Raw genomic sequence first — 26,820 nt, forward strand, 5'->3', positions numbered from 1 at the left:
GGTTAGACTGATTGTCAGTCGTACTGACGATCTGGAGAGCTGACCATGATTCTGATCACCGGCGGGCTGGGCTTCATCGGCACGCACACCACCCAGGCCCTGCTCGACCTCGGCGAATCCTGCGTGCTCGTCCAGCGCAGGCCCGCCGTGCTGCCCGAGAGGTTCGCGGACGCGCCCGTCGCCGTCGAGCAGGCCGACCTCACCGACGAGGCGGCCCTCCTGGCCGTCGGCGAGCGGCACAAGATCACCGGCATCGTGCACCTCGCCGGCTCCATCCCGTGGCCGCCCGGCGCGTACCAGCCCCTGGAGGGCGCGGACAAGTCCATCCGCAGCCTCCTGAACGTGTTCCGCGCCGCGAGCGAGTGGCAGGTGACGCGGCTCGGCCTGGCCAGCACGATCGGCGTGTACGGCGGCGTCACCGGCGAGGGCGCGCTCCAGGAGGACCTCCCCCTGCCGATGACGTCACCCCACTCGATCCCGGCGTTCAAGAAGATCGGCGAGCTGCTCGGCGACCATCTGGCCGGGGCCATGGGCCTCGACGTGGTCCACTACCGCATCGGCGCCATCTGGGGGCCGCTCGGCCACACCCGGTCGCCGTTCTTCGCCGCTCCCCAGCTCGTGCACGCCGCCGCGCGCGGCACCGAGCCCGACCTGTCCACGCTGCGCGCCGGCGCGTACATGGAGGACGGCATCGACCTGTGCTACGCGAAGGACTGCGGCCGCGCTCTCGCGCTGCTCCAGCTCGCGGACCGGCTGGCGCACCGCACGTACAACGTGGCCTCCGGGAGGGCGACGACCAACGGCGAGGTCGCCGCGGCGATCAGGAAGCTCGTCCCCGACGCCCGCGTCGGCCTCCCGGAGGGCCGCGACCCCGCCGCGCAGAACACCTGGCTCGACATCACCCGCCTGCGCGAGGACACGGGATACGAGCCCGCCTACGACCCCGAGCGGGCGGTCGCCGACTACCTGGCCTGGCTGCGCGCCGGGAACGAGCGTTAGGCGCGGGCGCTCAGCCTCCGAGCGCGGCCAGGCGGCCGACCGTACCGTTGACGGCCTGCGTGTACACGGCCTCGGTCAGCTCGGCGACGCGCGCCCAGCCGTACCTGTCGCGGGCCCTGCGAGCCCCGGCGGCGGCGAGCGCCGCCCGCTTGCCCGGGTGGTCGAGGACGTCGCTCAGCGCCCTGGCCAGGGCGCGCGGGCGGCGCGGCGGCACCAGGACGCCGCAGCCGGCGACCGTGTCCAGGTGTCCCCCGACCGCCGAGGCCACGACGGGCACGCCGCAGGCCATCGCCTCGATCGCCACCATGCCGAACGGCTCGTACCACGGCACCGTCACCAGGACGTCGGCCGAGCGCATGAGGGCCGGCACGTGCTCGCGGGGCACGCTGCCGATCACGTGGACCCGGCGTTCGAGCCCGTAGGCCCGCGCCAGCTCGTACAGTCTGACCGCCTCCTCGTCGTCCTGACGGCCGCCCGCGATCACCAGGTCGGCGTCCGGGATCCGGCGCAGCGCCCTGATCACGGTGTCCACGCCGTTGCGCGGCACCAGCCTGCCGATGCTGAGGATCAGCTTGCCGCCCGTGCGCGGCGCCACCGGCCCGCCGGGGCGGAACACCGACAGGTCCACCCCGCACGGCACGACCGCGATGCGCCGTTCGGGGACGCCCATCGCGCGCAGCTCGGCCACCTCGTCGCCGCAGGTGGCCAGCACGGCGTCGGCGCGCCTGCCGATCGCGCGCTCGGTGTCGATCCGGTGGGCGGGGCTGGTGTCGGCGTCGCCCTGCCAGCGCCGCTTGACGGTGCCGAGCGCGTGGAACGTCTGCACCACCGGCACCCCGCCGGCCGCCCGCAGCGCCGCCTGCCCGCTCATCCAGAAGTGGGCGTGGACGACGTCCGGGGGGCTCGCGGCCCAGCGGTCGGCCAGGCGCTCGGTGAACTCGGCCAGGTACGGGGGCAGCTCGTCCTTGGGGACGGGGACCGGCGGCCCGGCCGTGACGTACTCGACCGTGACGCCGGGCGCCATGGTCACCGACCCGGGCTGCCGCCCGGACGAGCGCCGGGTGTGGACGACGACCGTGTGCCCGCGCCCGGCCAGCGCGCGGGCCAGTTCGGCGACGTGGACGTTCTGGCCGCCGGAGTCGACGTCGCCGACCTGCGCCAGCGGGTCCGCGTGCTCGGAGATGAGATCGACCTTCACTGCGTCAGCTCCCTCACTGCCTTGACCACCTGCTCGCTTGTCACGTGGGACAGGCACGGGTGCCCGGGCACCGGGCAGGCGCGCGCCCCGCTTGCGCGGCAGGGCGCCTCCTGGTCTCCGAGCAGCACCGTGGGCACGCCGTACGGGGCCCACCGCGCCGCGGGGACGACGGGGGCGAACAGGCTCACGACCGGCGTCCCGACCGCCGCCGCCAGGTGCGCGGGACCGGTGTTGCCGGCCACGAGCACCCCGGCGCCGTCGATGACGGCGGCGAGTTCGGCGAACGTGGTCACGCCTCCGAGATCGACGGCGACGCCGCCGGCCACATAGGCGGTGAGGTCACGTTCGTTGCCGGTCACGACGACCCGGTGTCCGTCCTGCGCCAGCTCCCGTACGGTCCTCCGATGCCGTTCGGCCGGCCAGGTCCGCGCGGGGGCCGATGCCCCTGGGTGCACCACGACGTACGTGCCTTTGCCGGCATCGGCGCCGGCATCCAGCAGTTGCCCCAAATTTCCGCCTATATCCGGCAATGGCCGCTGAACAGCGAGTTTGCCGTCATCGCCCGTCGGCAACTCGAACCCGGCCGCCCTGGCGACCGCCAGCATCCGCTCCGCCTCGGGCACGTCGACGCTCTCGTCCACGACGTGCCGGACGTCCAGGAGCGAGCCGGGGTAGTCGTCGCTGATGGCGGTGATCCTGGGGACGCCGGCCAGCCTGAGCAGCAGGGCCAGCGGCAGCGCCGACTGGTGGAACGAGGTGAGGATCACCGCCTCGTCGACGCCCGCGAGCCGGCCGACCAGGTCGGCCGCCTGTCCCTTGGTGACGGGCGGCGGGGTGTGGTCGATCCACGGGGCCCGCCATTCGATCACCCGGTCCACGCCGGGCAGCAGCTCGGCCGCCGGCCTGCCGTCCGGGCCGGCCAGGAAGACCAGCTCGCGGGCCAGCGTGCGCACGGCCCTGACGGCGGGCCCGGCCAGCAGCACGGCGCCGGCGCCGTCCAGCCGCGCCACCAGCACCCGGCCCCGGTCGCCCGGGCCGCGGTGGCTCACGGCGCGCACGGCCCGTCTCCTGGCCGACGCGCGCGGGATCGTTCTCATCCTCCGGCGCGGGGCCGGGTCGCACAGCACCGCTCCCGGCATGCGACCGTTCATCGCCGCCTGCGCGCGCGGGCACCAGGCGGCCGGCTCGTGGAAGATCGCGTCGATGCCGAGAAACCTCATCGTTCCCCCTCAGAGGACGGGAACCGCTACCGAGAGGAGCGATGCCCAAACCTTCCCCACGCCCATGAGATGCGCAAACAGGAGAAACGGCCTGGACTTGGTCACGCTAAGTAGTTGTTTGCCTGGTTAGGCCCCGGGTAGCTGGCGGGCACGCGACGGAGGTGGAAGGTGTTCGAAAAGCGACGTCCCGGCGCGGTGCTCTTCGACCGGGACGGGACCTTGATCAGGGACGTGCCGTACAACGGCGACCCGGACCTCGTCGAGCCCATGCCGGGCGCGGTGGAGGCGGTGGCCAGGCTCAGACGGGCCGAGGTGCCGGTGGCCGTGGTCACCAACCAGTCCGGCGTGGCCAAGGGTCTGCTGTCCCCGGACGACATGGATCAGGTGAACGCCCGGGTGGAGGAGCTGCTGGGGCCGTTCGACGCGTGGGCGATCTGCGTGCACGACGACGCCGACGGCTGCACCTGCCGCAAACCGGCCCCCGGGCTCGTGATCAGAGCCGCCGCCGTGCTCGACGTCAGCCCCCGCGACTGCGTGGTCGTGGGGGACATCGGCAGGGACATGGAGGCCGCCAGGGCCGCCGGGGCCAGGGGCATCCTGGTCCCCACCCCGCAGACGCGCCAGGAGGAGATCCTGCAGGCCGCCGAGGTCGCGGACGATCTGATCGACGTCGTCGACCTGGTGCTCAGCGACGCGGAGGCGCCGGTGCCGGCCATCAGCGCGCCGTGGGCCCGCGCTCTAGGTTGGAGCCGCTGGTGAGCCGGCGGAGGTATGAGAGCAGGTCGGCTGGGTAGACGCGAGCAACATGATGATGCTCGACTGGACCCGCAGGGCCGCCTGCCTCGAACTGGACCCGGAACTGTTCTTCCCGATCTCTCTGGAAGGGCCGAGCCAGTCGCAGGCCGAACGGGCCAAGCATGTGTGCGCCGGCTGCCCCGTACGTGAGCCGTGCCTGGAGTACGCGCTGACCACGCGGCAGGCGTACGGCGTGTGGGGCGGCACCGACCCGCAGCAGCGCAGGGAGCTCGCCGTGCACTCGGCAGCCTGAACGACGCCCCTCAGCCGGGCAGGGCCGCCGCCAGGAAGCGCTCCCGCTCGGCCGCCTCCAGATGGTCGCTGAACAGCACGCCGTCGAGATGGTCGACCTCGTGCTGCAGCACCCTGGCCAGCACCCCCAGCGCGCGAACCGTCACAGGCTTGCCCATCATGTCGCGGCCACGCGCTGTGACCATGTAGGAACGTTCCAGTGGCCACCACAGCCCCGGCGCCGACAGGCACGCCTCGTCGGCCGTGACCCGCCGCTCCGACAGCTCCAGGCGGGGGTTGACCAGATGGCCCGACTTGCCGTCGTAGGAGTAGACCACCACCCGCACCGGCTCGCCCACCTGCGGCGCCGCCAGGCCCGCGCGGCCGGCGCCGGCGCGCATCGTGGCGGTCAGCGACTTGACCAGGCGCCGCAGCTCCCGGTCGAAGTCTTGCACCGGCTCCGCGACCGAACGCAGCACCGGATCGTCGAACGTGCGAATAGGCCGGACCGTCACCCGCAACTCCCCGATAGGCCACGTCGTCACCGTCAACGTTTCCCGTGACCGCGCCTCGCCAATCCCTGAGGACCCGGCTTGTAGCACAGCGGTAACAGAGGAGACCCGCGGGTGAAACCACCCGAAAGCAGTATCGGAGGGTGATCTCACTTGCGTCACACGTGCCTGTGATGCCTGGCCGGGTGCTCGGGGCCCGGCCAGGCATCTTCGACTACCTGGAGGTGCCGGCATGAGCGTGCTTGCCCTTGAGGGCGGATCTTCCCCGGAGACGGCCCCCGACGCCCTGTCGGGCTTCACGGTCGGCGTGACCGCGACGAGGCGGCGCGAGGAGTTCGGCGCGCTGCTGGAGCGGCGCGGCGCCCGCGTGGTCAGCGCCCCCGCGATCCGGCTGGTCCCGCTGGCCGAGGACGCCGACCTGCTCGCCGCGACCCGGCTCAGCCTGGCGGAGCCGCTCGACGACGTGGTGGTCACCACCGGCGTCGGCTTCCGCGGGTGGATGGCCGCCGCCGAAGGCTGGGGCCTGTCGTCCGACCTGGGCGAGCACCTGGCCAACGCGCGGCTGCTGACCCGCGGCCCCAAGGCCCGGGGCGCGGTGCGCGCCGCCGGCCTCAACGACCACTGGACGCCCGCCACCGAATCGTGCCAGGAGGTCAAGCAGTACCTGCTCGACCAGGACCTGCACGGGCGGCGCATCGCGGTGCAGCAGCACGGCGAGCCGCTCAGCGACTTCGTGGCGGACCTGCGCCACGCGGGGGCCGAGGTGATCGAGATCCCGGTCTACCGGTGGCTGCCGTACCGCGACATCTCGCCGCTGCGCCGCCTCATCAGCCAGACCATCTCCGGCTCGGTGGACGCGGTGGCCTTCACCAGCGCGCCCGCCGTACACGCGATGCTGGGCGCGGCCCGCGCCGAAGGGCTGGAGGAGTCGCTGCTGTCGGCGTTCAGCGGGACGGTCGTGGCCGCCTGCGTCGGGCCCGTCACCGCCGAGCCGCTGACCTCGCGCGGCGTGCCGACGCTGCAGCCCGAACGCTCGCGCCTCGGCGCGCTGGCCCGAGCCCTGGCCCGGCACCTGCCCGAGCACGGGGTGACCCGGCTCGTGGCGGGCGAGCACCGGCTGGAGATCCGCGGCCACGCGGTGGTGGTGGACGGCGAGCTGCGCCCGCTGCCCCCGGCCCCGATGGCGGTGCTCAAGCGCCTGGCCGACAAGCCGGGCCACGTGGTGTCCCGCGCCGACCTGCGTACCGTGCTGCCCGGCAGCGTCGCCCGCGACTCGGCCGAGCACGCCGTGGAGATGGCGATCACGCGGCTGCGGCGGGCGCTCGGGCCGAGCGGGATCGTGGAGACGGTGGTCAAGCGCGGCTACCGGCTCGCCTGCCAGTACGAGGCGGGGCTGTGATCGAACGTACGGCCACGCTCGTCCTGGCCGCGCACGGCACGCGGAGCGCCGCCGGGGAGTCGACCCTGTCGGCCCTGGCGGAGACGGTCAGGAGGGCCCGTCCCGGGCACCGGGTCGAGCTGAGCTACCTCGAGATCAGCTCGCCCCTGCTGTCCGACGTGCTGCCCGCCGTCCGCGGACCCGTGGTCGTCGTCCCGCTGCTGCTGGCGGGCGGCTACCACGCCCACATCGACCTGCCGGAGGTCATCGCCTCCCGCCGCCCCGACGCCGTGGTCGCCGGCTGGCTGGGGCCGCACCGGCTGCTGACCTCCGCGCTGGCCCGCAAGCTGGCACGCGCCGGCCTGCGCGCCACGGACGCGGTCCTGCTCGGGGCCGCGGGCTCCTCCGACCCGTCCGCCCTCGCCGACGTCCGCGCCGCCGCCCACCGGCTCGCCGTGCGCCTGGCGCGGCCAGTCACGGCCGCCTTCGCCTCGGCCGGCTCGCCGTCCCTGGAGGAGGCCATGGAACGGCTCGCCTCGACCCCGGCCGCCCGGGTGGCCATCGCCTCGTACGTGCTCGCGCCCGGCCACTTCCATGACCGGCTGGCTTCGGCGGGAGCGGGGCTGGTGAGCGACCCGCTCGGCCCGGACCCGGACGTGGCGGCGCTCATCTGGCACCGCTACGACACCGCCCTCACCAGGCGCCACGCGCTCCCCCGGCATTCACCCGGCCTGCACCAGGCGTCCCTCTAGCGGAGGTGCGACGCCCCGCCGAGCGCCGTTCGACCCGGCGCTCGCGGGACGGTGTCAGAGGGCGATGCCCAGGAGGGCGTCGGTGAGGTCGCGGACCAGAGCGGGGGCTGAGGCGTCGGGGCCGCCCTGGGCGAGAGCCTCGTCGACCCAGGCGTCGACGGCGGCCAGGGCGCCCGGCGAGTCGAGGTCGTCGGCCATCCGGGCGCGTACCGTGGCCAGCAGTTCGTCGGCGCGCGGCCCCGACGGCAGCGCGACCGCCTCCCGCCACCGCGCCAGCCGCCGCTCGGCGTCGGCCATCAGGGGCGGGACGTACTCCCAGTCCGCGCGGTAGTGGTGGGCCAGCAGCACCAGCCGGACCGCCATCGGGTCGTGGGCCACCCGCAGCCTGGACACGAACACCAGGTTGCCCTTGGACTTGGACATCTTCTCGCCGTCGAGCGCCACCATGCCCGCGTGCGTGTAGAACTTGGCGAACGGCCACTCGCCGGTGAGGGCATGCCCCTCGGAGGCGCCGCACTCGTGGTGCGGGAAGATCAGGTCCGAGCCGCCGCCCGCGACGTCGTAGCCGCCCCCCAGGCTGTCCAGGGCGATCGCCGTGCACTCGATGTGCCATCCGGGCCGACCCCGGCCCAGCGGGGAGTCCCAGGCGGGCTCTCCGGGCCGCTCGGCCCGCCACAGCAGCCAGTCGAGAGGGTGGCGCTTGCCCGCCCTGTCGGGGTCGCCTCCGCGTTCGGCGAACAGGGCCGGCATCTCCGCCTCGTCGTAGCCGGACACCTGGCCGAACTTGGGGGCGTCGGCCACGCTGAAGTAGACGTCGCCGTCCAGGCCGTACGTGACGCCCTTGGCGGACAGCTTGGAGATCAGCTCGGCCACCCGGCCGACGACCTCGGTGACGCCCACGTACTCGCGGGGCGGCAGGATCCGCAGCGCCTCCATGTCGCCGCGGAACAGCTCGATCTCCCGCTCGGCCAGGTCACGCCAGTCGATGCCGGTCTGCTCGGCCCGCTCCAGCAGCGGGTCGTCCACGTCGGTCGCGTTCTGGGTGTAGTGGACCTCGTGGCCCGCGTCCCGCCACATCCGGCCGACGAGATCGAAGGCGTGGTAGGTGTTGGCGTGGCCGAGGTGGGTGGCGTCATAAGGGGTGATGCCGCAGACGTACATCCTGGCGGTCGGCCCCGGATCGGTCTGCCTCACCTGCTTGGCCGAGGTGTCATAGAGACTCAGCGGAATGCTCTCACCTGGGAGCTTTGGAACGTTCTGGGCAGCCCACGATCTCATGTGTTTGAGCCTATCTGTCCCGATCAGCGGTCAGGTCAGTGAACTGGTACGTCACGTCCTCCGCGGAGAGTGAGACCTCCATCACCGACAGGGAGGCGAAGACGCGCCCGCCGGGGAGTTCGTGCCGGACGATGAGCGCGCCGGGGTCGGCGGACGGCTCCGCCTTGATGAGCTCGCTCCAGGTCTCGCTCTCGAACCTGGGCAGGTACACGACGACCCGTTCGCTCGCCGGGTCCAGGCCCGTGTTCACGATCATGCTGACGCCGTCGGGCAGGTCGGTGGTGGTCAGCCGGTCGCCGTCCCAGCTGAACATGCGGATCCGCGCCAGGTCGGCGAGCACCAGGTGGAAGGGGTCGTAGCGGGTCAGGTCGGGGCCGGGCGGCTCGCCGGTGGACACGGCCCGCAGCGCCAGGTCGCCGCGCGAGAGCCGGTCCGACTCCGGCGCGTGCCGGCCGCGCCCGTTGAGCAGCGCGGCGGCGCGGCGGGCCGCCGGGTTGACGGCCAGCCAGGTGCCGCCGGCCTTGAGGTCGCGCCCGCCGACCACGCCCGGATGCTCCGGCCAGTGCTCGCCCGGCGCCTCCCACGGGCGGTCGGTGAACTCGTCTCTGACGCCCATGAGGGTGAGCGTCCGCCCGGGTTTCACGATCAGCGTGCACATGGGGCAAAGGGTAATAAACGGGCTTCGGCCGCCGCCGGGAGGGGCTGGCCCTGACGGGCCCGGGAACGCTTTAGATCGGGGGCCAGGGGATGGCGGGCCAGCCTTCGGAGGGGTACGGATGCACGCCGGTGTCCAGCAGCCGCCTGACCCGCTGCCAGGTGGCCTCGACCTCCTCCAGGCTCAGCAGCTCGCGCAGCCTGCGCCCGAGGGCGCCGGACTCGATGTCGCGCTCCAGTTTGGCCAGCACGGCCACCGCCTCGCGGGCGAGGGGCTTGCCGCGCCACTGCCACAGCACGGTGCGCAGCTTGTCCTCGACGGAGAAGCAGACCCCGTGATCGACCCCGTAGACGTGCCCCGTGGGCAGCGGCAGCAGGTGGCCGCCCTTGCGGTCGGCGTTGTTGACGATCGCGTCGAACACCGCCATCCGGCGCACCAGCGGATTTCGGCTCTTGACCAGCCGCTGGAGGTCGATCTCGCGCTCGGTGTCGATCCACAGCTGGACCATGCCGGGGCCGAAGGGGCCGTCGCGGTAGACGGTGGGCGGCACGATGTTCCAGCTGGTCGCCTGCGACACCTCGAACGCGGCCACCTCCCGGGCGGCCAGCGTGCCGTCGGGGAAGTCCCACAACGGGCGCTCGCCGCGTACCGGCTTGTAGACGCAGGCGGCCGAGCGGGAGCCCAGCTTGACCGAGCAGTAGAGCGTCATGTTGGTGGCCTCGACGAGGCGGCCGGCCACCTCCAGCCGGCCGTCGCGCAGCAGCGCGAGGGCCTCATCCTCCTGCATGGACGGCGGCTGCCGGGACGGCTTGACTGCCGGTTCGCTCTCCGGAGCGGTCATGAAGCCGCCTCACCCCCGCGATATCCGTTGAGGCGCACGCAGACGTGCCCGGAAGCGTCGAGCGGCTGTCCGCACAGCGGGCACGGTGGCCGGCCCGCGGAGACGATCTCGAGGGCCCGCTGGGTGAAGGCGCGAGCGGCTCCCGCGCTGATGCGCACCCGCAGCACCGCGGGGTCGGCGGCCTCGACGTCTTCCTCGTCGACGACCTCCTGCGCCTCGATCACCACTTGCGATCTCTCCGCGTCCCAGGCCAGCGCCATGGTGCCCACCCGGAAGTCCTCGGCGACGGGCACCTCGAGCGGCGCGTCGTCGGCCAGGTCGGCCGGGGCCAGCGCCGGGACGTGCGCGGTGCCCCCGCTCAGGCGCAGCACCTCGTCCAGCAGCTCGTCCAGCCTGCCCGCGAGGGCGGCGACCTGCAACTTCTCCAGCGCCACCGTGGTCAGTCTGCCCTCGGCCCTGGCCTGCAGAAAAAAGGCGCGCGCGCCCGGCTGCCCCAGGGCACCGGCGACGAACCTCTCTGGTGGGTCGTAGTCGAAGACCGGCATACGCTGACCTTACGTGGTTCCGGGTCCGCCGCCGACGGCGGCATCGCTCCCGGTGATGTTTTCTCCCCCGTCTTTCTCCTCCGAATCCTCGGGGAGCCGCAATTCCCCCATATCGTTGAGCCTGAGAACAAAGGGGCGCAGGGGGGCATAGCGAATGATGGTCAGGGCCGCAGGATCGGCTGTTATCCGCTGAAAGTGATCGAGGTGCAGGCCCAGAGCGTCCGCGACGATCGATTTGATCACGTCGCCGTGGCTGCAAACCAGGTAGACAGCCTTCTCCCCCAGGCGTTGATTCCACTCCCGGACCGCCGCGACGGCCCGGTGTTGCATACCGGCCAGGGACTCCCCTTCCGGAAATGTCACGGCACTGGGATGCGCCTGCACCACCTGCCACAGCGGCTCCTGGGCGAGCTCCTTCAGCGGGCGGCCGGTCCAGCCGCCGTAGCCGCACTCGATGAACCGGTCGTCGATCAGCACGTCCATCCCGCGCCCGTCGGCGACCGCGTGGGCCGTCTCCCGGCAGCGTTCGAGAGGGCTGGAGACGACGGCGTCCAGCCTGACGCCCGCGACGCGGGCGGCCAGCGCCTCGGCCTGCGCCCGGCCGGCCTCGCTCAGATGCACCCCCGGCGTACGCCCGGCCAGCACCGGGCCGGTGAGGTCCGTCAGCCCGTGGCGGGCCAAAAGCAGCGTGGTCACCCGGCAAGTGTCTCAGGCGTGGATCACAACATTTCACCGTGGGCCGCCGCCGCCGCGCCAACCGCGAACAACAGTGGTGCGTCAGCCCGATGAGCAGGTTTCTTGTTGGTAACCTGGCGGGATCATGCAGCAGCGCTATGTCGGCCACAGTGGCCTGTCGGTGTCCCGGCTGGGGCTCGGCACGATGACCTGGGGGCGTGACACCGACGCCGACGAGGCGGCCGCCCAGCTCCGGACGTTCCTGGACGCGGGTGGCAATCTCGTCGACACGGCCGACGTCTACACCGGTGGCGACTCGGAGCGGCTGCTGGGCCGGATGCTGCGCGACTCGGTGCCGCGTTCGGAGCTGGTGATCTCCACCAAGGCCGTGGTGACGCCGACCGGCCGCCGGCCGCGCGACGCCTCCAGGCGCCACCTGATCGCCGCGGTCGACGACTCGCTCAACCGGCTCGGGCTCGACTACGTCGACCTGTGGCAGCTGCACACGTACGACGCCGAGGTGCCGATGGAGGAGACCCTGGCCGCGCTCGACGCGATCGTCTCCTCCGGACGCGCCGTCTACGCGGGCGTGTGCGACTACACGGGCTGGCAGCTGGCCGTCGCGGCGGTCACCCAGAAGATGATCCCCGGCCGCATCCCGATCACCTCGGCGCAGGCCGAATACTCGCTGCTGGCCCGCGAGCCCGAGCGCGAGCTGCTGCCCGCCGCCGCCGAGCTGGGCGTGGGCGTGCTGGCCTGGTCGCCGCTGGGCCGCGGGGTGCTGACCGGGAAATACCGCACCGGCATCCCGGCCGACTCCCGGGCCGCCACCCCGCACTTCGCCGACTTCGTCCGGCCGTATCTGGATGAGCGCAGCCGCAGCGTCGTCGAGTCGGTCATGACCGCCGCCGACGGGCTCGGCGTCTCACCGCTGGCGGTCGCCCTGTCCTGGGTCCGCGATCAGCCGGGGGTCGCCTCGGCCATCGTCGGAGCCCGTACGCACGCGCAGCTCACGGGGGCCCTGACGGCCGAGGACGTGGTGCTGCCCATAGAGATCCGAGATGCCCTCGATGACGTGTCGTCACTCGACTGACCCCTCGCCCCAGGAACGAGAGACCCCCTCGCGTATCACTACTCGATACCGAATCGCAACTTTACCTGCCAAACGCCTGCGTCTCATGTCCGATGTCCATAAAGATTTCCCCCGGAAGCGACGCAGGAGGGGACGGATGGGGAGCAGGGCCGCGATCTCGGCTGGAGTTCTCGCGGTGGCGCTGGCGGCCGTCCCAGGGGCCGCGACAGCCGCGGCGGCCGACGCGCAGGACTGTACGCGCGACGGGGGCCTGCTCTCCGGGGTGACCAACACACTGTGCGACGTGGTGAACACGCTCACCGGCACGGTCGACACCCTGACCGGCGGGACCACCAAAAAGGTGACGGACGGCGTGAACGACACCACCGACGAGGTGCTCGGCCGGGTCGGAGAGGTGGCGCCGACCACCAAGGCCACGCCTGACACCAAGTCCTCGGCGTCGCCCTCCACCCCCGGGACGGGGCAGGAGGACGACCCTCAGGACAGCGCCTGCCGGCCGGGGCAGGCCTGCGTGGACGAGGAGGACATGCAGAAGCTCTCCCCCTCACCCGTCCCCTCTCCCTCGCGTACGTCGCGGCCCCGCGAATGGGGCGTGGAATCCCTGCCCAGCAAGAGGCCCACGGCGCCGGAGCAGCGCCCGCAGACCGTGGACACGGGGCGGCCGGTGATCGAGAAGGAGACGAAGGCCGACACGGACGAGCCGCGGGTGGACCTGCTGTGGCCCAATCCGTTCGCCCATGAGCTGACCCTGCCGATGCAGGACAAGCGGGTGGTACGGCCCAGCCCGCCCGCCTCGGACGTGCTGGGGACGGCGCTGACGATCGCGCTGCTGGGGTCGGCGGTGCTGGCCACGCGGATCGTCCAGCAGCGGCGCCAGCGCACGGAGCCGGTGGAGTCGATCCCCTTCGAACCGGCGCGCGCCGGCAGCGGCCCCGGCGCCGGCAACGGCCGTCACCGCGTGGCCTGAGCGGCCGCGCACCCAAGAGCGGGCCCGCGCCCGGTGGAACCCCCGCGCATCGAAAAGCGGGGCCCCGCGACCCGCGAGACCCCGCAACAGCCTCGGATCAGGAGCCGACGGCGTGGACGCCGCCGTCCACGTGGACGATGTCGCCGGTGGTCGCCGGGAACCAGTCCGACATGAGCGCCACGCACGCCTTGGCCGCCGGAATCGTGTCCGACAGGTCCCAGCCCAGCGGGGCCTTCGCCGGCCAGCTGTCCTCGAACTCCTTGAAGCCCGGGATCGACTTGGCCGCCATGGTGCGCAGCGGACCGGCCGCCACCAGGTTGACGCGGATGTTGTGCGGCCCCAGGTCGCGGGCGAGATAGCGGCTGCACGACTCCAGGCCCGCCTTGGCCACGCCCATCCAGTCGTAGACGGGCCACGCCTTCGTGGCGTCGAAGTCGAGGCCCACGACCGCCCCGCCCTCCTTCATGAGGGGCAGGCAGGCCACGGCGAGGGACTTGAACGAGTAGGTCGACACGTGCAGGGCCGTGGCGACGTCCTCCCACGTGGTGTTGAGGAAGTTGCCGCCCAGCGCCGTCTGCGGGGCGAAGCCGATCGAGTGGACCACGCCGTCGAGGCCGTCCACGTGCTCGCCCACCCGCGCCGCGAGCGTGTCGAGCTGCTCGTTGTTCTGGACGTCGAGCTCCAGCACCGGCGCCGGCTCCGGCAGCCGCTTGGCGATGCGCTCGACCAGGCTCAGCCGGCCGAACCCGGTGAGCACCACCGTGGCGCCCTCCTCCTGGGCCAGCTTGGCCACCGAGAAGGCGATCGAGGCGTCGGTGAGCACGCCCGTCACGAGGATCCGCTTGCCTTCGAGAATTCCCACGTCAGTGCCCCATTCCGAGTCCGCCGTCGACCGGGATCACGGCCCCGGTGATGTAAGAGGCGTCGTCGCCGGCCAGGAAGCGTACGACGCGTGCCACCTCCTCGGGCGCCGCCTGGCGGCCGAGGGGGATGCGGGAGACGATCGCCTCCTGGTCGAGGTCGGCCGTCATGTCGGTGGCCACGAAGCCGGGCGCGACCACGTTGACCGTGATGTTGCGCGAGCCGTACTCGCGGGCCAGGGAGCGGGCGAAGCCGACCAGCCCGGCCTTGGAGGCGGCGTAGTTGGCCTGGCCGGCCTGGCCGGACAGGCCGACCACCGAGGAGATGAGGACGATCCGGCCGCGCTTGAGCTTCATCATCGGGCGGATGGCCCGCTTGGCCACGCGGTAGGCGCCCGTCAGGTTGGCGTCGATGACGTCGGTGAAGGTGTCTTCCTTCATCATCGCCAGCAGCGTGTCCTTGGTGATGCCGGCGTTGGAGACGAGGACCTCGACCGGGCCCTGCTCCGCCTCGACCTTGTCGAACGCGGCCTCGACGTCGGCCATGCTGGTGACGTCGCAGCGCACGCCGAACAGGCCCTCGGGCGGCTCCCCCGATCGGTAGGTGACCGCGACGGCGTCGCCGGCCGCGGCGAGTTCACGGGCGATCGCGAGGCCTATGCCGCGATTGCCCCCGGTGACGAGTACAGAGCGTGCCATGGCACCAGACGCTATCTCCTACCGGCGGGTATGCGGTTGTCCGGGTGGCACAAGATCACAGGGTTAGGATCGTGGACATGCGCCAGATCGATCCCGACTTCCTGGAGCTGCCGCTGCGGCAGCTGGCGGACGCCGCCCTGCAACGCGCCCGCGAACTCGGCGCCGAGCACGCCGACTTCCGGCTCGAACGCGTCAGAGCCGAGACGCTCAGCCTTTATGACGCCCGGCTCGAAGGCGCCATGGACGCCGACGACCTGGGCTACGCCGTGCGTGTCGTCAAGGGCGGCACGTGGGGGTTCGCGGCGGGCATCCACCTGACGCCGCAGGCCGCCGCGGCCGTGGCCGAGCAGGCCGTGCGGGTGGCGGAGGTGAGTGCCCCGATCAACCGCGAGCCCATCGAGCTGGCGCCCGAGCCGGTGCACGCCGAGGCCGTGTGGGTGTCAGAGTACGACGTCGACCCGTTCGAGGTCTCCTCGGCCGACAAGGTGAGCCTGCTGGCCGACTGGTCGGCCGGCCTGCTGAAGGGCGCCGACCACGTGTCGGCGCGGCTGCTGCAGGTCAAGGAGCAGAAGTTCTACGCCGACACGGCCGGCACGGTCACCACGCAGCAGCGGGTGCGGGTGCACCCGAAGCTCAACGCGATGAAGGCGCACGAGAGCGGCTTCGACGACATGTCGACGCTCGCGCCGCCGGTCGGGCGCGGCTACGAATACCTGACGGGCACGGGCTGGGACTGGCAGGGCGAGCTGGCCAGGCTGCCCGAGCTGCTGGCCGAGAAGCTGGCGGCGCCCTCCGTCGAGGCGGGCGACTACGACCTGGTCATCGACCCGTCCAACCTGTGGCTGACGATCCACGAGTCGATCGGCCACGCGACCGAGCTGGACCGGGCGCTCGGCTACGAGGCGGCCTACGCGGGCACCAGCTTCGCCACGTTCGACCAGCTGGGCGAGCTGGTCTACGGCTCGCCGCTGATGAACGTGACCGGCGACCGCACGGTCACGCACGGCCTGTCCACGATCGGCTACGACGACGAGGGCGTGCAGGGGCAGAGCTTCGACATCGTCAAGGACGGCATCCTGGTCGGCTACCAGCTCGACCGGCGGATGGCTCTGATGAAGGGGCTCGGGCGGTCCAACGGGTGCGCGTTCGCCGACTCGCCGGGGCACATGCCGATCCAGCGCATGGCCAACGTGTCGCTGGCGCCCGCGCCGGACGGGCCCTCCACCGACGAGCTGATCTCGGGCGTCGAGCGGGGCGTCTACATCGTCGGCGACAAGAGCTGGTCGATCGACATGCAGCGCTACAACTTCCAGTTCACCGGGCAGCGGGCGTACCGGATCTCCCACGGGAAGCTGGCCGGGCAGGTCAGGGACTTCGCCTACCAGGCGACCACGACGGACTTCTGGCAGTCGATGGAGGCCGTCGGCGGGCCTCAGACGTACGTGCTCGGGGGCGCCTTCAACTGCGGCAAGGGTCAGCCGGGCCAGGTCGCGCCGGTCAGCCACGGCTGCCCGTCGGCGCTGTTCAGGGGCGTGCGGATCCTCAACACCGTTCAGGAGGGTGGCAAAGCATGAGGCCGCAGGAGATGGTCGAGAAGGCTCTGGAGCTCTCGGCGAACGACGACTGCGTGGTGCTGGTGGACGAGGAGTCCACGGCCAACCTGCGGTTCGCGGGCAACACGCTCACCACGAACGGCGTCGCCCGCTCCGCCCGGCTGACCGTGATCTCGATCGCGGGGCAGAGCGTCGGGGTCGTGTCGCGGGCCGCCGTACGCGAGGATCAGCTCGCGGACGTGGTGGCGGCGGCCGACGCGGCCGCGCGGGAGGCCCAGCCCGCGGAGGACGCCCGCTCCCTCGTCGAGGGCGTGCCGCAGTCGCCGCACTGGGGCTCCGCCGTCGAGCCGACCGACATCGGGGTGTTCGAGGGGTTCGCGCCCGCGCTCGGCGACGCGTTCGCGGCGGCGGAGGCGGGCGGCAGGAAGCTGTACGGGTTCGCGGAGCACTCGCTGACCTCGACGTTCCTCGGCACGTCCGCGGGCCTGCGGCTGCGCCACGACCAGCCGACCGGGCGCCTGGAGCTCAACGCCAAGTCGGCCGACCTGAAGCGCTCGGCGTGGACGGGCGTGTCCACCGAGGACTTCAGAGACGTGGACGTCGCGGCGCTCGACGCCTCGCTGACGCAGCGGCTGGAGTGGGCCAAGACCCGGGTCGACCTGCCGGCCGGGCGCTACGAGACGCTCCTGCCGCCGAGCGCGGTGGCCGACCTGATGATCTACCTGTTCTGGTCGGCGGGGGCCAGGGACGCGCTCGACGGGCGCTCGGTGTTCTCCAAGCCCGGCGGCGGCACGCGGGTGGGCGAGCGGCTGGGCACGCTGCCCGTCACGCTGTCGAGCGACCCGTCGGCGCCGGGCATCGCGTGCGCGCCGTTCGTCACGGCGCACGCCTCCAGCCGGGAGAGCTCGGTCTTCGACAACGGGCTCCCGCTGGGGCCGACCGGCTGGATCAAGGACGGGACCCTGGAGGCCCTGCTGCAGACCCGCTACTCGGCGGAGCTGAGCGGCCTGCCGGTGACGCCCGGGATCTCCAACCTGATCATGTCGGGCCCCGAGGGCGGCCGGTCCATGGAGGAGATGATCGCCTCCACGGAGCGCGGTCTCCTCGTCACCTGCCTGTGGTACATCCGCGAGGTCGACCCGCAGACGCTGCTGGTGACCGGGTTGACCCGGGACGGGGTCTACCTGGTCGAGCACGGGGAGGTCGTGGGCGAGGTGAACAACTTCCGCTTCAACGAGAGCCCGGTAGACCTGCTCGGGCGGTTGACGGAGGTGGGCGCCACCGGGCGCACGCTGCCCCGGGAGTGGAACGACTACTTCCAGCGCACGATCATGCCGGCGGTGCGGGTGCCGGACTTCAACATGTCCACGGTCAGCCAGGCCAGCTGACCTTCCCGATGGCCGCGCCCAATCCCGGGCGCGGCCCCCATGATCAGCCCGTGATCAGCGGGGGCCCAGGAGTGCGCCCAGGGCGTGGCTGAGAGCCTCGCCGAGGGTCTTGGTGCACGCCTCGTAGCCTTCGTACGGGCCGCCGTACGGGTCGTACACCTCGGGCGCCCGCCGCGCGTCGCGCCGTTCGGCGGCCGACTCGACGATCGCCCGCGCCCGTTCGGCCGTGTCCGAGCGATAACGGCGGTGCCCCGCCCCGGTCGCCAGTTCGGCGAACTCCGGCAGCGTGAACGTCCTGCGCTCCGCCTCGGGGGCGATCCCGACGGCCACGGCCCGGTGCCCGGCCTCCATCGTCAGCAGCAGATCGGCCGAGCTGACCAGGTCGTGGTCCAGCATCCGGGCACGGTGCGCCCGGCCGTCCAGGCCCAGCCGGTCGAGGGCCGTGATCGCGTGGGGGGCCATCGGCCGGCCGACCAGCGCGCGAACCCCCGCGCTCCCCGTCGCCACGGGCAGGTGCGCGGAGTTGAGCATCGCCTCGGCGATCACCTGCGCCATGGCGGAACGGCAGATGTTCGCCGTGCACACCAGCAGGATCCGGAACTCAACACTCACACCGGCCAATCTAACCTCTCACCTCCGGCGAGGGGCGGGCGGACGGCTCTCCGATCCCCGGGGCCTGCACGGGCCCCCTACGGCCGTCAGGGAGCCGTACGCGGCCCGTTGAGGTGTTTTCGAGTCAGGCGTCCTCGAGGCGGAAGCCCACCTTCATGCCGACCTGGAAGTGCGCGACCTCTCCCGCGTCGATGTACCCGCGAATCTCCGTCACCTCGAACCAGTCGAGGTGACGGAGCGTCTGCGAGGCCCGTCTGATGCCGTTGCGGATGGCCTCGTCGACGCTCTCCCCCGACGTTCCGACGATCTCGGTCACCCGGTACGTTCGATCCGTCATCTCCACATCCTCCTTACTCAAAGGCCATGATCGCATGACCCCTGTTCCCGCACCGGGGCGCTGTCGCACCCGGCCTGTTCCAGGTCTACGGTGGAAGACATGAAGGGGTGGCGCAGGAGACCAGACGTCCACCAGGTCACGGACGCCAAGCCGTCGCTGACGGACGACATCCGCAAGCGCGAGATCGGCTACCTCATCAAGATGGGCATCCGGACGATCTGCCTGATCCTGGCGGTCGTGGTGCCGGTGCCGTGGCCGTACCGGCTGCTGTTCATCGCCGCTGCAGTCTTTTTGCCATACATAGCCGTAATCGGGGCCAATGAGAGAGGGAAGGCTGCCCCTCCGCCTACCTTTGACACCCCTGAAGCTAACCAAACCGAGATACCGCTGCATCGACGCGAGATCGGGTCGTGACTAAGTCTTGACGCATCCCACGGGTTGTAGGTGTACGCTTTAGGCAAGCGCTCCGGTCCCCCGTCGGAGTGCTGGTGCCGGCGTTCCGGGCCCCCGTCGGAACGCCGATGACGCGACGCCGGGTGGTTTGCCCCCGTAACCACCCGGCGTCGCCCTTTCCCGGAAGTTTTTGATCAGCTGGCGACGCCGACCGCAGTCGGATAGGGCCGCTTTCCCGAAACCGTTTGCACTCCCTCCCGCCTCGTTATTCACAGGAAATCTTCAGGCGGGAGGGCGGCTTGACTTCAAGAGTTCGTTCGAGTGTCAGCTGTCTGTCAGCGTCTCGGCTGTGGCCTGTCCCCAGTTCTTCGCCAATGTGATCAATTTCGCCGCCGCGTCGTCGGGGGCGGTCCCGGCGCCCTGGGCGAGGCCGAGCAGATACGCCGTCAGGGGCGCGGCCGGTCTCGCGACGCCGTGGGCGACCTCCTTGGTGAGATCGAGAATCAGGTCGCGGTCCACGGTGGCCGGGTCGATGCCCAGCTCCTCGCAGGCCAGGACAGTCCATTCGTTGAGCACGTTCATACGAGCCTCCTCCAGGTCGTCCATTGTGTCGCAGTCGAACCACGGCCTTCCCGGCAACGCCAGCCGTACGGCCGTGAGGGGGCCGAGCAGGCCCTTGAGCGAGCGGCCCGGGTAGGCGGCCAGGGCCCGCTTGAGCCGCGCCGTCGGCCACACCCCGGCCAGCCACTGCTCCCGCCCGCCGTCATCCACCATCACCACCCCACCGACCTGCCCCTCCTCGGGGGCCGGTTCCCGGGCATCTCCGGACGCCGACGCCACGACACCCCGCGACGTCGGCCGTGCGGGGGCGGCGGGCGGCTGGGGCGCTGGGTCTCCGGCCGTGGCGGTCGGCGGGGCGGGGTCGGCCGTGGTGTTGGGTGGCTGGGTTGTGGCGGCGTTCAGGAGGGCTGTGACGTGGGGGGCGGTGATGAGCGGCAGGTCGCCCGCGAGCAGGACCACCCATGGGGCGGTGACCCCGTTCAGTCCTGCCGCCAGAGCCGGGACGGGGCCGCTTCTCGGCGGGTCCTCGCGGACGAACACCACGCCGGGGATCGGGCGCTCGGGGCCGACGACGATCGTCGTGCGGGCGTCCGCGACGGCCGTCACCACGTGCTCGACCAGGGATCTGCCGCCCACGGTGAGGCCGGGTTTGTCCGCCCCGCCGAGCCGGCGCGCCTCTCCCCCGGCCAGGATCACCGCGTCGAAGGCCGGCTGACCCGGGCTCTCGGCCGAGGGCGCCACGCCGTCAGCCGCCGATGGCGGACATGGGCCGGGCCGGCTGGAGGAAGGACGGGTCGTCGATGCCGTGGCCGGCGCGCTTGCCTGCCACGGCGGCGACCCAGCGTTCGGCCAGTTCCTCGTCGGAGGCCCCCTCGCGCATGCGCGTCTTCAGATCTGACTCCTCCCTCGCGAAGAGGCAGTTGCGCACCTGGCCGTCGGCGGTGAGCCGTACCCGATCGCAGGACCCGCAGAACGGGCGCGTCACCGACCCGATCACCCCGACCCGGCCGGGCCCCCCGTCCACGAGGAACCGCTCGGCCGGCGCGCTGCCGCGCTCCTCCTGGTCGTCCACCGTGAGGTCGAACCCGCCCGACAACCGGTCGAGGATCTCGTCGGCGGTGACCATGCCCTCGCGGGTCCAGCCGTGCTGGGCGTCGAGGGGCATCTGCTCGATGAAGCGCAGCTCGTAGCCCCGGTCGAGGCACCACTGCAGCAGAGGTACGGCCTCGTGGTCGTTGAGGTCGCGCATGAGCACTGCGTTGACCTTGACGGGACGCAGGCCCGCGTCGTCGGCGGCGGCGAGACCGGCGATCACGTCGGCGTGCCGGTCCCGGTGGGCGAGCCGCTTGAACGTGTCGCGGTCGAGCGTGTCGAGCGAGACGTTGACCCGGTCCAGCCCGGCGGCGGCCAGCGGCTCGGCCAGCCGGGCCAGCCCGATGCCGTTGGTCGTCAGCGAGACCTGCGGCCTGGGGCTCAGGGCGGTGGTACGGGCGACGATGTCGACCAGCTCGCGCCTGATGAGCGGTTCGCCGCCGGTGTAGCGGACTTCGGTGATGCCCAGGCGTTCGACGCCTATGGTCACGAGGCGGACGATCTCGTCGGCGGTGAGGAGCTGCGCGTTGGGGAGCCAGTCGAGGCCCTCGGGCGGCATGCAGTACGTGCAGCGCAGATTGCACTTGTCCGTGAGGGACACCCGCAGATCCGTCGCCACCCGTCCGAACGAGTCTCGCAACATGGGGCGTCACCTCCTGTTCGTTCGCCAGAGGGCCAGACTACGACGCCTGTCCGGCGACGCTCAAAATCACTCCTTCACCGCACGACAACACTTTGCGCCCTAGATCGATTCCACACGAACAGGCCAGAACCGCGAGAAACGCCGCACGCGGTCGGTGTCAGCGGGGTCATCCCGCCGCCTCGTACCATGCCTCGCGGGCGTTCATCAGTTCGGCCAGGTGGTTCCTCGACCACTCGCAGCCGGCGTTCATGGGTTCGATGAGGCTGCGGCCGAGCTCGGTCAGCTCGTACTCGACGCGCGGCGGGATCTCGTCGTACGCGGTGCGGGTGAGGAAGCCGTCGCGCTCCATGGCGCGCAGGGACTCGGTGAGGACCTTCGGGGTGATGCCGCGCAGCGTGACCTGGAGTTCCTTGAAGCGGCGCGGGCCCGATTCCAGGCAGCGGATGAGCTTCGCGGTCCACTTGTCGCCGATGCGGATCGGCGCGACTACCGGAGGACATCCGGTGAACATGTCCGGATCGAGTGGCTCGGCCATCCCGACATCGTAGGTAACTATCGTTGCGGAAAGCGATATCTCGCCCTTTACCGTCTCCGCTGAGTGGCCGGAGATGCCGGCCCAGGCAGAAGGGGTGTGGTGAAGGTGAGCAAGATCGTGGTGTTCGGCGCCGGTGGGCGGGCCGGGGTGCGGGTGGTCGCGGAGGCGGTCGGGCGGGGGCACGAGGTGACGGCCGTCGTCCGGGATCCCGGGAAGTACGCGGGTGTGTGGGGGTCTTCCGGGGCGAGTTCGTCCGGGGCGCGGGTGCGGGTGGTGGCCGGGGATGTCACCGACCTTGCGGGCGTGGCGGAGGTCGCGGCGGGGCACGACGCGGCCGTTCAGGTGGCGGCGCGGCTGGACATGTCGTCGGAGGAGTTCTACACGGCGGCGGCTCGGGCGCTGGTCGGCGGGCTGGGGCAGGCCGGGGTGTCCCGGCTGGTGGCGGTCGGGATAGGGAGCCTGCTGGAGGTCTCGCCGGGGGTGCGCCTCGTGGACACGCCGGACTTCCCGGCCGAGGCGCGGGCGTTCTCACTGGGGCATGCGGCGGAGTTGGAGGTGTTCGAGAAGTCGGGGCTCGACTGGGTGGTGCTCGCGCCGCCGCCCGTGCTCCTCGACGAGTCGGCGTCCCGGACCGGGCGTTATCGGATCGGGGGCGGGGAGGTGCCGGCGTTGGAGCCCGCGTTCTCGTTCGCCGATCTGGGGGTGGCGGTGGTGGACGAGGTCGAGCGGCCCCGGCACCACCGCGTCCAGGTTGCCGTGTCGTACTAGCCGCCGCCGGGTTGTCGTGCTTCCGGGACGTCTTCGCCGCGCCGCCGCTTACGGAACGCGCGGGTGGTGGGGCGTCCTGGGACAGCCCCGGGCGATGGAGCGTTCTGGGGACGTGAGGTGCGGCACGTGTGGCATGCAGGACAGGCTCGGGCACACGGCGCACGCTGGGCGTCGGGTGCGCCGGGCGCTGGGTGCCGCCGGGCTCAGGGCGCGGGAGGTGAGGCGTGCCCGGGACGTGAGGTCTTGCGGCGGGGAGTGTGGGGCGGTGGGAGGTTGGGGAAATGGGAAACGCCCGGCCGGGAAAGGCCGGGCGTTTCGGGGTGGATCAGCGGCGGCCGACGACCTTGACCCAGTCCTTGCCCTCCGCCGGGGAGAGCGAGCGGGAGCCCTCGAAGACCGCGCGCCACGTACCCGACGTACGGGCCGGAACCCGCGTCGAGAAGTAGCCCTTGCCGCTGGTCCTGATGGTGTCCACGTACTCCCAGCGGCCGCTGCCGTCAGGCTGGAAGAGGATCACGATCCGCTTCCAGGCAAGACGGTGCCAGCGCTCCGAGTCCTTGCAGTAGTCGGCCTTGTGCACCGACACGAAGCCACTGATGTAGTCCTCGTCGCACTGCACGGAGAGCTTGCCCTCGAGAGTGATGGGCCGGCCCCGCCACGCGGGCTCGGGGTTCGCGTCGAACTGCAGGCTCGTGTAGCCCGCGACATCCGGGTCCAGGCCCGGGTCCGGGTCCGCGAGCGCGGGCGAGGCGGCGGTCGCCACCATCGTCGCGCCCAGGGCGGCAGCCGCCAGGCCGGCGGCTAGACGTCGCATCTTCAAAATGGAATTCCTTCCCCGTCTCGGACACGGCCCCAAGCCGGGGCCATGTCAACGCCAATGACGCGTAAGGGTAAGGAAAAGTTGTAGTAAAGCTGATCACAATTCCGCAACGGCGGTTTAAGGCCGTGCTATAGGCATCTTTTCGGCTATTGCGTAATTTGTCGGGACTTGGAGGCGTCTGAGGCGTAGTGTCCCGTTCCGGGATAGCGGACGCGCCAGAGGCCACCCGAGCGGCCCGCGACCGTCGCCTCGAAGGTCCCAGAGGCGTCCGTCGTCGTCTGCCCGATTCGCTCCCAGGCCGTGGACTCGTCGCCGCGCCACAGGATCTCCAGCCCCTGCCTGGCGAACGGGCCGTAGTCGGTGTAGCCGCGCGGGTCCACCCGCCTGAGCGAGCCGCGCAGGCGTACCAGGTCGGAGCCCTCCAGCTTGTCGGCCCGGACCGACGAGAGCTTCGTGTCCCGCCTGAACTGGAACGACGCGTACTCGGTGACCGTCGTCCCGCCTGCCCCCCTGGCGGTGGCGGTGATCGTCCAGGTGCCGGTCGGGTAGTAGCGGTTCAGCTGCTTGTCGGGGAGGAAGCGCCAGGTCTCCCAGCCGTTCGCCATGCGGGCCGGCGAGCCGGATCCCGGTCCCGCGGTGCGCCAGGTCAGCTGCGGAGGGGTTCCCTCCAGAGCGTCCTCGGCCAGTTGCGGTGGTTGCGCCGCCGGAGCGACAGCGGGCGCCTGAACGGGAGCGGGTGCGGGGGCCTGAACGGGTGCAGGGGCCTGAACGGGTGCGGGCGCCGGGGCGGGTGCCACGGGCCGGGCGCCCGGTCGGGGCTGGTTCGGCAGTGCGGGCCGGATGCCCGGTCGGGGCTGGTTCGGCAGTGCGGGCCGGACGCCTGGCCGGGGCTGGTTCGGCAGTGCGGGCCGGGCCACCGGTGCCGGACGGGGCGCCGTGCCCGGTGCGGGCCGGGCCACCGGTGCCGGACGGGGGGCGGTGCCCGGTGCGGGGCGGGTGCCGACGGAGCCGCTGGTGGGGGCGGGGCCGGAGCCCACTGAGCCGGGGGCGGGGGCGGGGGCCGGTGCCGGTGCCGGTGCCGGTGCCGGTGCCGGTGCCGGTGCCGGGATCGGTAGCTTGTCGGTCAGTACGGGGCCAGGTGGGGCGCCGGGTTCGACTTTGACGGTGACGCCGCCCTGGCCGCGCACGCCTTTGGCGACGACGTCGACCACCAGGCGTACAGAGTCGTTCGCCCCCACGATGGGTTCGGCCGGACGGACGGTGATCGCGCGGATGACAGGCTCGGTCGCGACCGGGGGGGCGGGCACGGTGAGCGGCCCGGCCGCGAGCGAGACGAGAAGAAGGCTTCTGGTCATGATCGAGACGGTAGGAACCGCCCGGTAATGGCCAGGACCTCGACACACGCCACGAATGGCAAAACCGGGATCAGCCGGAGCAGGCGAACCCCACCAAAAGTGCCCTAACGCGGCCCGCTGTAAAGGCCCTCGATGACGTCGGCGTATTTCGCGTGGATGATCCGCCGCTTGAGCTTCAGGCTCGGGGTGAGCTCCTCGGTCTCGGCCGTCCACTCGGTGCCCAGCAGCGCCCACTTCTTCACCTGCTGCACCCTGGCCAGCTTGGCGTTGGCGGCCTCGACCGCCGCCTCCACCTCCTTCATCACCTCCGGGTGCTCGGCCAGCTCCGCCAGCGAGGCGAACGCGATGCCGCGCGCCTGCGCCCAGCCCGGCGCCACCTCCCCGTCGAGCGTCAGCAGGGCCACCGGGTGCGGCCGGTTGTCGCCGTAGGCGAGGGCCTGGCCGACGAGCCTGTGCTCCTTGAGGTGGTTCTCGATCTCGGCCGGGGAGATGTTCTCGCCGCCCGCCGTGATGATCAGCTCCTTCTTCCGGTCGACCACCCGGTAGAAGCCGTCCTCGTCGACCGTGCCGATGTCGCCGGTGTGCAGCCAGCCGCCGTCGTCGATGAGCTCGGCGGTGGCCTCGGGCCGGTTGACGTAGCCGCGGGTGTTGAGCGGGCTGCGGGTGAGGATCTCGCCGTCCTCGGCGATGCGGATCTCGACGCCGGGCTCGGCCCTGCCGACGGTGCCCAGGCGGTAGCAGGAGGGGCTGTTGCCGGTGAACGCGCCGGTCGTCTCCGTCATGCCGTACACGTCGATGACCTTGAGCCCGAGCCCGGCGTAGAAGTGCTGCACCTCGGCGGGCAGCGGCGCGGCGCCCGTGGCGGTCCACTCGGCGCGGTCGAAGCCGATCATGCCGCGGATGATCGACAGCAGGGACGCGTCCGCCTGCTCGTAGGCCGCCTGGATCTCGGGGGTGATCGTGCGCCCGTACTGGCCGGCCTCCACGTACGCGGCGCCCGCCCGCATCGCCTGGCGTACGGCGGCCTGCTGCTCCTCCGGCTGGGTGGCGAGCACGGCGAGCAGGCGGGCCATCATCTTCTCCCACACGCGCGGCACCCCGAAGAACATCATCGGCCTGACCTGCCCCAGCGTCTTGCCCAGGTTGGCCAGGTCGGTGCAGAAGTGCACGTGGGAGACCTTGACCAGGGGCAGGTAGAGGCTGAGGATGCGCTCGGCGATGTGCGCGTACGTGAGGTAGGAGATCTGCGTGCCCCGGACGGGCAGGTTCGTGATGCGGTCGGTGGCGGCGACCTCGTAGAAGACGTTCGCGTGGGTGAGGGGGACGCCCTTGGGCATGCCGGTGGTGCCCGAGGTGTAGAGGACGGTGACCATGTCGCCGGGGGTGACCGCGCTCATGCGGGCCTCGACCTCGGCCGGGGCCGCGGCCAGGCGCGTGCGGCCCAGCTCCAGGAAGTCCTCCCACGACATGAACCGGTCGTCCGCGGGCGTCCCCTCCAGCATGATGATCCTGCGGAGCCCGTCGAGCCGGGACAGGACGGGCTGCCAGCGGGCCAGCTCGGCCGGGCCGCCCAGCACCGCGTACCTGGCGGCCACGTCCCCGGCCACGAACGCGATCTGCTCGGGCGCGAACGTCGAGTACACCGTGCAGCCGACCCCGCCGGCGTGCACGGCCCCCAGGTCGGCGAGCACGTGCTCGCTGCGGTTGACCATCATCACCGCCACCGACTCCCCGGGTTCCAGCCCGAGCGCGACGAAACCCGCGGCGATCTCCAGGACCCGCTGCCGCGCCTGCGCGTAGGTCAGCGTGGTCCAGCCGTCCCCGTCGGGGTCGGAGTAGGCGGGGGCGTCGGGGTGCTGCTCGGCGGCGTGCCTGAGCCGTTCGCAGACGGTACGGCCGGCGATCTGCCGCTCGATCTCGGCCCGGACTTCGAGGTCTTCGGCCATGGCACGCGCCTCCAGTCAGTGTTCACTTGCGTGAGTGGCCTGCATCGCACCACACCAAGGGGGTAGCGGCAAGAGCCTGAGGAGAAAGACCCGCGTCCTTCACGTAGAGTAATCGACCG

The 26,820-nt window shown here is 71.9% G+C and carries 29 protein-coding genes; 11 read left to right on the top strand and 18 right to left on the bottom strand.

Annotated features, from left to right (window positions below):
• Positions 1-45 precede the first annotated feature (45 nt).
• The gene (locus ACWDRB_RS28520; protein WP_449898637.1) at positions 46-999 is read left to right on the top strand and encodes an NAD-dependent epimerase/dehydratase family protein; all 954 of its coding nucleotides are present in this window, start codon (positions 46-48) and stop codon (positions 997-999) included.
• A 10-nt stretch (positions 1,000-1,009) separates the two neighbouring features.
• Here the strand turns inward: ACWDRB_RS28520 and ACWDRB_RS28525 are convergent, their stop codons facing one another.
• Both ACWDRB_RS28525 and ACWDRB_RS28530 read right to left on the bottom strand, forming a co-directional pair.
• Positions 1,010-2,197 (bottom strand): glycosyltransferase, encoded by a 1,188-nt coding sequence (locus ACWDRB_RS28525; RefSeq protein WP_449898640.1) that lies wholly within the window; start codon positions 2,195-2,197, stop codon positions 1,010-1,012.
• The gene (locus ACWDRB_RS28530) at positions 2,194-3,417 is read right to left on the bottom strand and encodes a glycosyltransferase family 9 protein (protein ID WP_449898642.1); all 1,224 of its coding nucleotides are present in this window, start codon (positions 3,415-3,417) and stop codon (positions 2,194-2,196) included. Before ACWDRB_RS28530 ends, ACWDRB_RS28525 begins: the two co-directional genes overlap by 4 nt.
• Before the next feature lie 168 nt (positions 3,418-3,585).
• Here ACWDRB_RS28530 and ACWDRB_RS28535 point away from each other — a divergent pair, with 168 nt between their 5' ends.
• Both ACWDRB_RS28535 and ACWDRB_RS28540 read left to right on the top strand, forming a co-directional pair.
• On the top strand, positions 3,586-4,176 hold the full coding sequence (locus ACWDRB_RS28535; protein WP_364256547.1) for a D-glycero-alpha-D-manno-heptose-1,7-bisphosphate 7-phosphatase: 591 nt from the start codon (positions 3,586-3,588) through the stop codon (positions 4,174-4,176).
• A 46-nt stretch (positions 4,177-4,222) separates the two neighbouring features.
• Positions 4,223-4,465: a WhiB family transcriptional regulator gene (locus ACWDRB_RS28540; protein ID WP_449898644.1), complete on the top strand. Its 243-nt coding sequence runs from the start codon at positions 4,223-4,225 to the stop codon at positions 4,463-4,465.
• 10 nt (positions 4,466-4,475) lie between these two features.
• Here the strand turns inward: ACWDRB_RS28540 and def are convergent, their stop codons facing one another.
• On the bottom strand, positions 4,476-4,988 hold the full coding sequence (gene def / locus ACWDRB_RS28545) for a peptide deformylase (RefSeq protein WP_363969794.1): 513 nt from the start codon (positions 4,986-4,988) through the stop codon (positions 4,476-4,478).
• 199 nt (positions 4,989-5,187) lie between these two features.
• On the opposite strand from def, the gene ACWDRB_RS28550 reads away from it, so the two are divergent.
• Both ACWDRB_RS28550 and ACWDRB_RS28555 read left to right on the top strand, forming a co-directional pair.
• Positions 5,188-6,354, top strand: a complete 1,167-nt coding sequence (locus ACWDRB_RS28550; protein WP_449898647.1) for a uroporphyrinogen-III synthase — start codon at positions 5,188-5,190, stop codon at positions 6,352-6,354.
• Positions 6,351-7,085 (top strand): sirohydrochlorin chelatase, encoded by a 735-nt coding sequence (locus ACWDRB_RS28555; protein ID WP_449898649.1) that lies wholly within the window; start codon positions 6,351-6,353, stop codon positions 7,083-7,085. Before ACWDRB_RS28550 ends, ACWDRB_RS28555 begins: the two co-directional genes overlap by 4 nt.
• 54 nt (positions 7,086-7,139) lie before the next feature.
• Here ACWDRB_RS28555 and mshC read toward each other — a convergent pair whose 3' ends face one another.
• From mshC to ACWDRB_RS28580, 5 genes are all read right to left on the bottom strand, one after another.
• Positions 7,140-8,363: a cysteine--1-D-myo-inosityl 2-amino-2-deoxy-alpha-D-glucopyranoside ligase gene (gene mshC / locus ACWDRB_RS28560; protein ID WP_449898651.1), complete on the bottom strand. Its 1,224-nt coding sequence runs from the start codon at positions 8,361-8,363 to the stop codon at positions 7,140-7,142.
• 10 nt (positions 8,364-8,373) lie between these two features.
• Positions 8,374-9,021 (bottom strand): NRDE family protein, encoded by a 648-nt coding sequence (locus tag ACWDRB_RS28565; protein WP_449898653.1) that lies wholly within the window; start codon positions 9,019-9,021, stop codon positions 8,374-8,376.
• A 70-nt stretch (positions 9,022-9,091) separates the two neighbouring features.
• On the bottom strand, positions 9,092-9,859 hold the full coding sequence (locus ACWDRB_RS28570; protein ID WP_350735314.1) for an SCO1664 family protein: 768 nt from the start codon (positions 9,857-9,859) through the stop codon (positions 9,092-9,094).
• Positions 9,856-10,404 carry a DUF3090 domain-containing protein gene (locus ACWDRB_RS28575; RefSeq protein WP_355200806.1) on the bottom strand — a complete coding sequence of 183 codons (549 nt, stop codon included), beginning with the start codon at positions 10,402-10,404 and terminating at the stop codon, positions 9,856-9,858. Before ACWDRB_RS28575 ends, ACWDRB_RS28570 begins: the two co-directional genes overlap by 4 nt.
• Positions 10,405-10,413: 9 nt before the next feature.
• A complete protein-coding gene (locus tag ACWDRB_RS28580) occupies positions 10,414-11,100 on the bottom strand; it encodes a histidine phosphatase family protein (protein ID WP_350735311.1) in 687 nt (228 codons plus the stop codon).
• A gap of 124 nt (positions 11,101-11,224) precedes the next feature.
• Here ACWDRB_RS28580 and ACWDRB_RS28585 point away from each other — a divergent pair, with 124 nt between their 5' ends.
• Together ACWDRB_RS28585 and ACWDRB_RS28590 are read left to right on the top strand one after the other, a co-directional pair.
• A complete protein-coding gene (locus ACWDRB_RS28585) occupies positions 11,225-12,172 on the top strand; it encodes an aldo/keto reductase (RefSeq protein ID WP_350735310.1) in 948 nt (315 codons plus the stop codon).
• Positions 12,173-12,308: 136 nt separating this feature from the next.
• Complete coding sequence (locus ACWDRB_RS28590; RefSeq protein WP_449898657.1) at positions 12,309-13,139, top strand: hypothetical protein; 831 nt, start codon at positions 12,309-12,311, stop codon at positions 13,137-13,139.
• Positions 13,140-13,236: 97 nt separating this feature from the next.
• Here ACWDRB_RS28590 and fabI read toward each other — a convergent pair whose 3' ends face one another.
• Together fabI and ACWDRB_RS28600 are read right to left on the bottom strand one after the other, a co-directional pair.
• Entirely contained in the window at positions 13,237-14,001 is a 765-nt protein-coding gene (gene fabI / locus ACWDRB_RS28595) for an enoyl-ACP reductase FabI (RefSeq protein WP_449898659.1), read from the bottom strand.
• A gap of 1 nt (position 14,002) precedes the next feature.
• Positions 14,003-14,698, bottom strand: coding sequence for a beta-ketoacyl-ACP reductase (locus tag ACWDRB_RS28600; RefSeq protein WP_350735304.1), 696 nt, complete (start codon positions 14,696-14,698; stop codon positions 14,003-14,005).
• 77 nt (positions 14,699-14,775) lie between these two features.
• Between ACWDRB_RS28600 and ACWDRB_RS28605 the strand changes: the two genes are divergently transcribed.
• Positions 14,776-16,272 (top strand): TldD/PmbA family protein, encoded by a 1,497-nt coding sequence (locus ACWDRB_RS28605; RefSeq protein WP_397370045.1) that lies wholly within the window; start codon positions 14,776-14,778, stop codon positions 16,270-16,272.
• Complete coding sequence (locus ACWDRB_RS28610) at positions 16,269-17,639, top strand: metallopeptidase TldD-related protein (protein ID WP_449898663.1); 1,371 nt, start codon at positions 16,269-16,271, stop codon at positions 17,637-17,639. The genes ACWDRB_RS28605 and ACWDRB_RS28610 overlap by 4 nt, the downstream gene beginning before the upstream one ends.
• A 54-nt stretch (positions 17,640-17,693) precedes the next feature.
• Here ACWDRB_RS28610 and ACWDRB_RS28615 read toward each other — a convergent pair whose 3' ends face one another.
• On the bottom strand, positions 17,694-18,251 hold the full coding sequence (locus tag ACWDRB_RS28615; RefSeq protein ID WP_397370043.1) for an arsenate reductase/protein-tyrosine-phosphatase family protein: 558 nt from the start codon (positions 18,249-18,251) through the stop codon (positions 17,694-17,696).
• Between the two features lie 124 nt (positions 18,252-18,375).
• Positions 18,376-18,588 (bottom strand): dodecin, encoded by a 213-nt coding sequence (locus tag ACWDRB_RS28620; RefSeq protein WP_350735297.1) that lies wholly within the window; start codon positions 18,586-18,588, stop codon positions 18,376-18,378.
• Between the two features lie 99 nt (positions 18,589-18,687).
• Between ACWDRB_RS28620 and ACWDRB_RS28625 the strand changes: the two genes are divergently transcribed.
• A complete protein-coding gene (locus ACWDRB_RS28625) occupies positions 18,688-19,002 on the top strand; it encodes a DUF3099 domain-containing protein (RefSeq protein ID WP_350735295.1) in 315 nt (104 codons plus the stop codon).
• Between the two features lie 303 nt (positions 19,003-19,305).
• Here the strand turns inward: ACWDRB_RS28625 and ACWDRB_RS28630 are convergent, their stop codons facing one another.
• From ACWDRB_RS28630 to ACWDRB_RS28640, 3 genes are all read right to left on the bottom strand, one after another.
• Positions 19,306-20,283 carry an NTP transferase domain-containing protein gene (locus ACWDRB_RS28630; RefSeq protein WP_449898667.1) on the bottom strand — a complete coding sequence of 326 codons (978 nt, stop codon included), beginning with the start codon at positions 20,281-20,283 and terminating at the stop codon, positions 19,306-19,308.
• A 4-nt stretch (positions 20,284-20,287) separates the two neighbouring features.
• Positions 20,288-21,277, bottom strand: coding sequence for a GTP 3',8-cyclase MoaA (gene moaA, locus ACWDRB_RS28635; protein WP_449898669.1), 990 nt, complete (start codon positions 21,275-21,277; stop codon positions 20,288-20,290).
• A gap of 166 nt (positions 21,278-21,443) precedes the next feature.
• Positions 21,444-21,812 (bottom strand): winged helix-turn-helix transcriptional regulator, encoded by a 369-nt coding sequence (locus ACWDRB_RS28640; RefSeq protein WP_449898672.1) that lies wholly within the window; start codon positions 21,810-21,812, stop codon positions 21,444-21,446.
• Positions 21,813-21,917: 105 nt separating this feature from the next.
• Between ACWDRB_RS28640 and ACWDRB_RS28645 the strand changes: the two genes are divergently transcribed.
• A complete protein-coding gene (locus ACWDRB_RS28645; RefSeq protein WP_449898675.1) occupies positions 21,918-22,580 on the top strand; it encodes an NAD(P)-dependent oxidoreductase in 663 nt (220 codons plus the stop codon).
• Positions 22,581-22,905: 325 nt separating this feature from the next.
• Here the strand turns inward: ACWDRB_RS28645 and ACWDRB_RS28650 are convergent, their stop codons facing one another.
• From ACWDRB_RS28650 to ACWDRB_RS28660, 3 genes are all read right to left on the bottom strand, one after another.
• Positions 22,906-23,394 (bottom strand): hypothetical protein, encoded by a 489-nt coding sequence (locus ACWDRB_RS28650; RefSeq protein ID WP_350735288.1) that lies wholly within the window; start codon positions 23,392-23,394, stop codon positions 22,906-22,908.
• A 152-nt stretch (positions 23,395-23,546) separates the two neighbouring features.
• Positions 23,547-24,755: a hypothetical protein gene (locus ACWDRB_RS28655; protein ID WP_449898678.1), complete on the bottom strand. Its 1,209-nt coding sequence runs from the start codon at positions 24,753-24,755 to the stop codon at positions 23,547-23,549.
• Between the two features lie 104 nt (positions 24,756-24,859).
• Positions 24,860-26,701 carry an AMP-dependent synthetase/ligase gene (locus ACWDRB_RS28660; protein WP_449898681.1) on the bottom strand — a complete coding sequence of 614 codons (1,842 nt, stop codon included), beginning with the start codon at positions 26,699-26,701 and terminating at the stop codon, positions 24,860-24,862.
• Positions 26,702-26,820 lie beyond the last annotated feature (119 nt).

Source organism: Nonomuraea sp. NPDC003707 (genome assembly GCF_053587055.1).

Excerpts from the sequence above, each read along its gene's own strand:
- ACWDRB_RS28530 (WP_449898642.1), bottom strand. The coding sequence starts at position 3,417 with ATGAGGTTTCTCGGCATCGACGCGATCTTCCACGAGCCGGCCGCCTGG.
- ACWDRB_RS28660 (WP_449898681.1), bottom strand. The coding sequence starts at position 26,701 with ATGGCCGAAGACCTCGAAGTCCGGGCCGAGATCGAGCGGCAGATCGCC.
- moaA (WP_449898669.1), bottom strand. The coding sequence starts at position 21,277 with ATGTTGCGAGACTCGTTCGGACGGGTGGCGACGGATCTGCGGGTGTCC.
- ACWDRB_RS28550 (WP_449898647.1), top strand. The coding sequence starts at position 5,188 with ATGAGCGTGCTTGCCCTTGAGGGCGGATCTTCCCCGGAGACGGCCCCC.
- ACWDRB_RS28650 (WP_350735288.1), bottom strand. The coding sequence starts at position 23,394 with ATGCGACGTCTAGCCGCCGGCCTGGCGGCTGCCGCCCTGGGCGCGACG.
- mshC (WP_449898651.1), bottom strand. The coding sequence starts at position 8,363 with ATGAGATCGTGGGCTGCCCAGAACGTTCCAAAGCTCCCAGGTGAGAGC.
- ACWDRB_RS28585 (WP_350735310.1), top strand. The coding sequence starts at position 11,225 with ATGCAGCAGCGCTATGTCGGCCACAGTGGCCTGTCGGTGTCCCGGCTG.
- ACWDRB_RS28610 (WP_449898663.1), top strand. The coding sequence starts at position 16,269 with ATGAGGCCGCAGGAGATGGTCGAGAAGGCTCTGGAGCTCTCGGCGAAC.
- ACWDRB_RS28640 (WP_449898672.1), bottom strand. The coding sequence starts at position 21,812 with ATGGCCGAGCCACTCGATCCGGACATGTTCACCGGATGTCCTCCGGTA.
- ACWDRB_RS28655 (WP_449898678.1), bottom strand. The coding sequence starts at position 24,755 with ATGACCAGAAGCCTTCTTCTCGTCTCGCTCGCGGCCGGGCCGCTCACC.
- ACWDRB_RS28575 (WP_355200806.1), bottom strand. The coding sequence starts at position 10,404 with ATGCCGGTCTTCGACTACGACCCACCAGAGAGGTTCGTCGCCGGTGCC.
- ACWDRB_RS28600 (WP_350735304.1), bottom strand. The coding sequence starts at position 14,698 with ATGGCACGCTCTGTACTCGTCACCGGGGGCAATCGCGGCATAGGCCTC.
- ACWDRB_RS28620 (WP_350735297.1), bottom strand. The coding sequence starts at position 18,588 with ATGACGGATCGAACGTACCGGGTGACCGAGATCGTCGGAACGTCGGGG.
- ACWDRB_RS28590 (WP_449898657.1), top strand. The coding sequence starts at position 12,309 with ATGGGGAGCAGGGCCGCGATCTCGGCTGGAGTTCTCGCGGTGGCGCTG.
- ACWDRB_RS28625 (WP_350735295.1), top strand. The coding sequence starts at position 18,688 with ATGAAGGGGTGGCGCAGGAGACCAGACGTCCACCAGGTCACGGACGCC.
- ACWDRB_RS28520 (WP_449898637.1), top strand. The coding sequence starts at position 46 with ATGATTCTGATCACCGGCGGGCTGGGCTTCATCGGCACGCACACCACC.
- ACWDRB_RS28540 (WP_449898644.1), top strand. The coding sequence starts at position 4,223 with ATGATGATGCTCGACTGGACCCGCAGGGCCGCCTGCCTCGAACTGGAC.
- ACWDRB_RS28570 (WP_350735314.1), bottom strand. The coding sequence starts at position 9,859 with ATGACCGCTCCGGAGAGCGAACCGGCAGTCAAGCCGTCCCGGCAGCCG.
- ACWDRB_RS28605 (WP_397370045.1), top strand. The coding sequence starts at position 14,776 with ATGCGCCAGATCGATCCCGACTTCCTGGAGCTGCCGCTGCGGCAGCTG.
- ACWDRB_RS28565 (WP_449898653.1), bottom strand. The coding sequence starts at position 9,021 with ATGTGCACGCTGATCGTGAAACCCGGGCGGACGCTCACCCTCATGGGC.